The organism is Achromobacter sp. 1011791174 (genome assembly GCF_059760925.1).
In genome coordinates this window covers 1-7,387 of the sequence record NZ_JCBANH010000158.1, presented here as the reverse complement: position 1 = coordinate 7,387, position 7,387 = coordinate 1, and the positions used below count along the sequence as shown (strand labels likewise).

Genomic DNA, 7,387 nt, shown 5'->3' with positions numbered 1-7,387 from the left:
GGCGTGTCGCGCGCGACACGCCCCCAGGTGGCGCGCAGCGCCGGACTGCGGCGCACGTACCAGGCGTAGGCCAGCGCCCCCAACGCCATCAGCCAGAGCGCGATATCGGTCCAGAGCAAGACGATCTTGGGCATGGCGGCTACTCGAAACGCACGCGGGGGTCGGCCAGCGTGTAGGAAATATCGGCCAGGATCAGGCCCACGATGTAGAGCGAGGCGCCCAGGAACACCATGGCGCGCACGATGGAAAAGTCCTGCGCGTTGATGGCGTCGATGGTGTAGCTGCCCAGGCCGGGAATGCCGAAGAAGGATTCGGCGATCAGGCTGCCCATGAACAGCAGCGGCAAGGCCGCGACGGTGCTGGTCAGGATGGGCAGCATGGCGTTGCGCAGCACGTGGCGGAACAGCACGGCGCGCTCGGCCAGGCCCTTGGCCCTGGCGGTGCGCACATAGTCCTTGCCGATTTCCTCGAGGAACAGCGTGCGGTAGAAGCGCGCCTCGGGCCCCAGCCGCGAGATGATCGCCACCAGCACCGGCAGCGCCAGGAACTTGGCCATGTCCAGCCCGCCGGAAAAGCCCGAGAAAGGCACCAGCCGCAAGGTCTTGGCGAACAGCCACTGGCCCGCGATGATGTAGAACAGGCTGGAGATCGACAGCAGGATCACGCACAGCACCACGCCCCAGAAATCCAGCCGCGTGGCGCGGAAATAGACCAGCATGAGCGAGAACGCGATGCTGACGAACAGCCCCAGCAGGAAGGTGGGCACGGCCAGCGCCAGGCTGGGCCCCATGCGCGTGCGGATCTCGCGGCCGATGTCGCGCCCGCCGTCCGAGGCGCCGAATTCCATGGCCAGCAGCGGCACCGAGCGCTGGTAGAACACCGTGTCGGTCAGCCGCCCGGCGCCCTGCGCCTCGGCGTTGTAGAACAGCGGCTTGTCGTAGCCGTGCTCGACCTTCCATTTCTCCACCGCGTCCTGGCTGATGCGCTGCCCGCCGATGGCCAGCCGCGCCATGTCGTCGGGCGTGTTGACGGCGAAGAACAGGATGAAGGTGAACAGGTTGACGCCGATCAGGATCAGCACGCCGTACAGCAGCCGGCGAATCACGTAGCCGATCATGGTTGATGCTCCTTGCGCGCGGCCTGGGCGAACGCCGTCTGCCGCTCGCGCCGCTTCAGGGCCCGGTACGACGGCCAGACCGCCAGCGCCAGCAGCAGCGCGAACACGCCCAGCGGCCACCAGATGGGGGAATTCCATTCATCGATCTTGCGGTGCCGCAGTTCCGGATCGATCTTCATGTACTGCAGGATGTTGCGCACCATCTGGGTGGGCTTGGCATTGCCGACCCACTGCTGGTAGGCGCCGCCCGACATGGGGAAGTAGCCGAACATCCAGGGCGCGTCGCGCTGCACGATGGCGACCATGCGGGCGATCAGGCGTTCCTTCTCGGGGCCATCGTCCAGCAGCTTCATCTGCTCGAACAGCTTGTCGTACTCGGGGCTGTCGTAATTGGCCGCGTTCTCGCCGCCGGTCTTGGCCTTGGCGTTGGGGCCGTACAGCAGGAACAGGAAGTTCTCGGCGTCCGGATAGTCGGCGTTCCAGCCCCAGAAGAAGATCTGGGCCGAACCGCGCCGCATCTTGTCCTGGAAACGGTTGTAGTCGGTGGCGCGCACATCCAGCTGCACGCCGAGCTTGGCAAGCTGCCGCCGCATCCAGTCGAATTGCGGGTTGGAGCCGCCGCCGGTCATGGAGTCGTAGTACAGCACCAGCGGCGCGCCGGTCCGGGCATTGCGGCCGTCGGGATAACCGGCCTCGGCCAGCAGCCTGCGCGCCACGTCGATGGGCTTGCGCACCGGCTTGCCGTCGACCAGATCGTAGACCACCGGGTTCACGCCCTCGGGCGGCTCGCGGTAGCCCAGCACGCCCGGCGGCACCGGGCCATAGGCGACCGAAGCCTGGCTGTTCTCGAACACGGCCACGTATTCTTCCCAGTCGAAGGCGATGCTGATGGCCTGGCGCAGCTTGCGGTTGCGGTCGGCCTGCTCGGGCGTGTCGCCCTTGCCTACCACCGGGTCCAGCCAGTTGAAGCCCATGTACCAGTTCGCGGTCTCGACCGTGGTGGGCAGCTTGATGCCATGCTCGCGATACTTGCGGGCCTTGTCCTGGCTGTCGCCGGCGGCCACCAGCATGGCCACGCCATACTCGCCGCGCTCGATCTGCGGCACGTCGTAATAGCCCTGCAGGAACTTGCCGGTCAGCGGAATGGCTTCCTTCTCGACGTTGAACACGGCGCGGTCGATGAAGGGCGTGGGCTTGCCGCAGTCGGCCAGCAGGCCCGCGGCCTGGTCGCCCGGCTCGCCTTCGCAGGGATAGGGCTCGCCGTGGAAGTTCGGGTTGCGCGCCAGCACGTGGCGGCGGTTCTGCAAGGACTCCACCAGCATGTAGGGGCCGGTGCCCACGGGCCAGGTATTGAACGACAGGTCCTGCTCGGCCATGCCGGGCTGGCTGTAGAAGCGGTCGGCCTCCCAGGGGATCGGCGCCGTGAAGGTCATCGCCAGCCAGTACTTGAACTGGGGATACTTGCCGTTGACGCGGATGCGCAGTGTCAGCGGATCCAGCGCCTGCACGCCGTCGAAGCCATCGGCCTCGCGCAAGTCCAGCCAGGGCGAGGCCCCCGCCCCGCCCGGCGCGTCGCGCCGCAGCGCCTGGTCGCGCAGACGCAGCCGGTCGCCGTAGTCCTTCAGGCCGTGCACGTACTCGGCCATCAGTGAATAGATCGGCGACACCACGCGCGGGCTGGCCAGGCGGCGGATGGCATAGACGTAATCGTCGGCGGTGAGATCGCGCGTGCCGGTCAGCGGAAAATCCGGGATGGCGTACTTGTCCTGCAAGTCGGCGGCCGCCATGGGGAAATAGGCATAAGACCCGTCTGACTTCTTGGCGAAGGCCGGATGCGGCGCGTAGCGCATGCCGGGGCGCAACTTGATGTCGTACACGCTCTGCGCGATCTGCTCGCCCGGCGCGTCGGCCGGCAGCGTGTTGCCCTGCTTGTCCAGGTAGACGGGCGGGTCGATGCTCGCGGCCGCGCGGGGCACCAGCTCATAGGGCCGCTTCAGGTAGTGGTAGCCGTAGAGCGTTTCATAGACGTTGTAGGTATAAGGCGTCTCGTCGTTGGAATAAGAGCTGGCCGGGTCCAGATACTTGGGAGAGCGCTTGACGAAGGCGGAATACAGCGTGTTCCGGCTTTCGGCGCCGGACTCATAGGGGCTGTTGACGGGGCTGCCGTCGTTGGAGCAGCCCGCCGCCGCCAGCAGCAGCAACGCGGTCGCCGCTGCCCGCAGCTGCTTCATGACGCGCATAAGACCTTCCCAGAACAATGGTTGCGACAGAGGATAGCAAAGCCAGGGCGCGACCAGAACCCCGGCATGCCCCTAATGCTCTGCCAGGCTCAACCGCACTGGCGCTGGCGCCAGCAGTCGTAGCGCCACTTCCAGGGCTGCACCGCGCCCGGCCGCGCCCACAGACCCCGGCCGGCGGCCTTGGCCTGGCGCTGCAAATCGGGCATGGCCTGGTCGCGCAGGTAGTCGCCCTGGCGCGCGGTATAGGCCCAGGCGTAGCCCGCCTCGACCTGCAGCCGGTTGGCCGAACGGCCGTCTTCCAGGATCAGCGCGCAGACCTCGCGACCGTACTGGTCCTTTTCATAGCATTGCGCGGTCAGGGTCTTGCCGGCCACCAGCTCCGCCAGGTGCTTGCGCGAGGCCTCGGCATCGGGCTGGCCGGGCTGGTCCGCGCCATGGCCTTCCTCGGGCGCGTCGATGCTGTCCATGCGGATGCGGCGCTGTCCGTCCGGCGCCCGCAGCGTCACCGTGTCGCCGTCCGCGACGTTGACGACGGTGCCGGTGATCGTATAGCTGCCTTTGGGAATGCCGCCGGCCAGCGGCGCGCCGGCTGCGCCGCCCTGGGGCTTGCCCGCCGCCGGCGGGCGGCTAGCGTCCTGGTCCGGCCGCGACGGCTGCATCCAGTTGACCAGCGCGCCGGCCGCCGCGAGGATCAGGGCCACGATCAGGGCGGTCAGCCTGCTGCCGCCGAAGGGGGATTTGCCGCGCAAGATCGCCGCGCTCCAGGAAAATGAATGGCTGGCAGTGTGCCACAAGCCCGGCCCGTCTCCGGGCCGGAACAGGATGGCGACGCGCGGCCGGCCGGCGCGGCGGCTACAGCCAGCCCGACTTGCGGAAGCGCCAATAGAGCACGGAGCAGATCGTCACGATGACGCCCAGCGTCACCGGATAGCCCCAGGGCGATTTCAGTTCGGGCATGAACTCGAAGTTCATGCCGTAGATGCCGGCGATGGCCGTGGGCACGGCCAGGATGGCCGCCCAGGACGCCAGCTTGCGCGTGGTGTCGTTCTGCGCCGCCTGGCCGATCATCAGGCTGGCTTCGAACGCGAAGGCCAGCGCCTCGCGCAAGGAATTGAACAGCTCGTCGACGCGCAGCACGCGGTCGGCCACCTCGCCGAAATAGGGCCGCGCGTGTTCATCGACCGCCGTCATCTCGACCCGCGCCAGGCGGCGGCAAATCTCGGCCAGCGGCGACACCACGGTATGGATGCGCAGCAGGTCGCGGCGCTGGCGGTACAGCCTGCGGATATCGGAATCCTTGGCGCCCCGAATCAGCAGCTTCTGCTCGGCGCCCTCGACCACGCTCTCGATCTTGGCGGCCGCCGCCACATAGCGGTCCACCAGCCAGTCGAGCAGCTCGGACGCGACGTAGTCGCTGCCGCGCTTGAGCAGGTCCGGCGAGGCTTCCAGCCGTTCGCGCAGCGGGCTGTGGCCGGCGGTGGCGCCGCGCCGCACGGTGACGAGAAAGCCGTCGCCGATCAGGAACTGGGTCTCGCCGAAGATGGGCCGCTCGGCCTCGACCTCGACGGTGATGGCCACGATCAGCACCATGTTGCCGTAGTCGATGATCTTGGGCCGCCGGTGCGGCTCCAGCATCTCTTCCTGGTTCTTGTCGCAGGCGCCCAGCTCGCTCACCACCTTGCCCAGCAGCTCGGGGCTGGGGTTGCGCAGCCCGATCCAGAGCATGCCGTGCTCCGGGCGCACGTATGCGCCGACCTGGTCGATGGGCACCTCGCGGTCGCGCCGGCCATTGACATAGGAGATCGACGCGACGACCTCGCGGTTGCCGTTGGCGTCGGGTTGCGGTTCTGTGGTCATGAGCCAGTGTCCTCTTGCGCTGCTGCCCGGCGCCCCACGCGGCGACGGTGGGCCGATGATAGCGCAGCGCGTCCCGGCTCCGCGGCGTTCAGCAGGGCTTCAGCCTGTGCCAGTTTCTCGCCCACCACCCGCCGCAGATGACGGATCAGAAGGCGGGCCGCGGCCGAGGGCGGGCGCGACTTGGGATAGATCAGGCCGTACTGGAGCGGCACCGCCGGCTCGAAGCGCCGCAGCCGCGCGCCGCGATGCAGCTGCGTCAGGGCGGCCAGCGGATCGCTCAGGGCCGCGCCGCAGCCAGAGGCGGCGAGCTGGCAGGCGAAGAAGCCGAACGTCACCTCGAACTGCGCCTCGGGCTGATAGCCGGCTTCGCCGAAGGCCCTGAGGTAGCGGTGGAACAGCGAACCGCCGGCGGGCATGCCGATGAACCTGCCCTGGCCCAGCGCGCGCGGCGTGATCGGGCCCGGCAGATCGGCGCGCGGATCGTCCGGCCCGAACACCGCCACGGCATGCGTCTCGGCCAGCGTTTCGGTGACCAGCAGCGGATGCTCGACCGGCAGCTGGGCCAGCGCGATATCGAAATGCTGCTGGCTGATCCAGGCGTCCACATTGGGCGGCATGCGGGCATTGACGCTGGCGCCGAAATCCGGCTCCTCGCGCGTGGCGCCGGCGATGGCGTCCACCAGCAGGCCGTCGATCAGGTGCTGCGCCACCAGCACGTTGACATGGGTGCGGCTCTTGCGGCGCGCGTGACGCAGATAGTCCGTGAGCGCATCGTTGGCGCGCAGCATCTCGCCGATGCGCTCGTACAGCTGGCGGCCCGGCTCGGTCAGCGTCAGCCGCCGTCCCTCCTTGACCAGCAGGGCATACCCGACATCGTCCTCCAGCGCGGCCAGCAGGCGGCTGACCTGGGAAGCGCTGCGGCGCAGGCGCAGCGAGGCCTCCGCGATCGAACCGCCTTCGACAAAGGCGCGCAGCGCCTCCATGCCCATGAGCTGCATAGTCGCTCCGCAAATACTTGCATTATATGCAATCATTATGCCTAATTTCACGATTGACGCACATAAACACCCCTGCCGACAATGCGGCAACGCTGTGGCCCGCCCCAGCGCCATCACATGACAAATCAGGGGAAAACCATGAACGCCTTCTTCGGCCGCGCCGCTGGCGCCATCCTGTCGCTGAGCCTGCTGTCCGCGCCCGCCGCGCAGGCGCAGGACGCCTACCCGAACAAGCCCGTCAAGGTCATCGTGCACACGTTGCCCGGCGCCTCGTCGGACGTGCTGGCGCGGGCGGTTAGCAAGGCCATGGGCGACCAGCTGGGCCAGAGCTTCGTGGTCGAGAACCGCTCGGGCGCGGGCGGCGCCATCGGCGTGGACGCGGTCGCCAAGGCCGCGCCGGACGGCTACACGCTGCTGGCCGGCGCTTCCAGCGCCATGGTCATGCTGCCCATCGTGCTCACGCGCAAGCTGCCCTATGACGAGAACAAGGATTTCGCGCCCATCGGCGTGATCTCGCGCTCGCCGTTCCTGCTGGTCGCCAGCCAGGCCTCGGGCATCCGCGACCTGCCGGACCTCATCGCCAAGGCCAAGGCGCATCCCGGCAAGATCACCTACGGCAGCGCGGGACCCGGCACCAATCCGCACCTGCTGGGCGAACTGCTCAGCCAGCTGGCCGGCATCGAGCTGACGCACGTGCCCTACAAGGGCCCCGCCGCCGCGCAGGCCGACCTGATGGGCGGCACCATCGACCTGCTGTTCGACACCCCTTCCTCGGCCCTGCCGCATGTGAAGTCGGGCAAGACCGTGGCCATCGCCGCCAGCAGCGACGCCCGCGTCACGGACGCGCCCGACGTGCCCACCCTGAAGGAACTGGGCTATCCCTCGCTGACGCTGTACGGCTGGACCGGGCTGTACGCGCCGGCCGGCACGCCGCCCGAGGCGCTGGCGCGGCTGCGCGGTGCGCTCAAGCAGGCGCTGCATACGCCGGCGGTGCGCGAGTTCATCCTCGCCGGCGGCAACGACATCCTGGACCTCTATGGCGACGACATGCTCGCCATGCAGAAGCAGATGCAGGATTTCTGGCGCGGCGTGGTCAAGTCCCGCGGCATCAGGCTGGACTAGGCGCGGCTCGCCGCCCGGGCGGGTTCCGTGCCCGCCGCCCCTCTGCGCCGCAC

6 protein-coding genes are annotated in these 7,387 nt (G+C 68.4%); 1 reads left to right on the top strand and 5 read right to left on the bottom strand.

Annotation, left to right across the window (positions count from 1 at the left end; genetic code table 11):
- Positions 1-139: 139 nt before the first annotated feature.
- From AC6LJ5_RS29435 to AC6LJ5_RS29415, 5 genes are all read right to left on the bottom strand, one after another.
- On the bottom strand, positions 140-1,117 hold the full coding sequence (locus tag AC6LJ5_RS29435; protein WP_103275434.1) for an ABC transporter permease: 978 nt from the start codon (positions 1,115-1,117) through the stop codon (positions 140-142).
- Positions 1,114-3,357 (bottom strand): ABC transporter substrate-binding protein, encoded by a 2,244-nt coding sequence (locus AC6LJ5_RS29430; RefSeq protein ID WP_498142356.1) that lies wholly within the window; start codon positions 3,355-3,357, stop codon positions 1,114-1,116. Before AC6LJ5_RS29430 ends, AC6LJ5_RS29435 begins: the two co-directional genes overlap by 4 nt.
- An 89-nt stretch (positions 3,358-3,446) precedes the next feature.
- Positions 3,447-4,109 (bottom strand): thermonuclease family protein, encoded by a 663-nt coding sequence (locus AC6LJ5_RS29425; RefSeq protein ID WP_498142357.1) that lies wholly within the window; start codon positions 4,107-4,109, stop codon positions 3,447-3,449.
- 100 nt (positions 4,110-4,209) lie between these two features.
- On the bottom strand, positions 4,210-5,214 hold the full coding sequence (locus AC6LJ5_RS29420) for a magnesium and cobalt transport protein CorA (RefSeq protein WP_103275436.1): 1,005 nt from the start codon (positions 5,212-5,214) through the stop codon (positions 4,210-4,212).
- Positions 5,211-6,212 carry a LysR family transcriptional regulator gene (locus AC6LJ5_RS29415; protein ID WP_158658463.1) on the bottom strand — a complete coding sequence of 334 codons (1,002 nt, stop codon included), beginning with the start codon at positions 6,210-6,212 and terminating at the stop codon, positions 5,211-5,213. The genes AC6LJ5_RS29420 and AC6LJ5_RS29415 overlap by 4 nt, the downstream gene beginning before the upstream one ends.
- Before the next feature lie 138 nt (positions 6,213-6,350).
- Between AC6LJ5_RS29415 and AC6LJ5_RS29410 the strand changes: the two genes are divergently transcribed.
- Positions 6,351-7,334: a Bug family tripartite tricarboxylate transporter substrate binding protein gene (locus tag AC6LJ5_RS29410; protein WP_498142355.1), complete on the top strand. Its 984-nt coding sequence runs from the start codon at positions 6,351-6,353 to the stop codon at positions 7,332-7,334.
- Positions 7,335-7,387 lie beyond the last annotated feature (53 nt).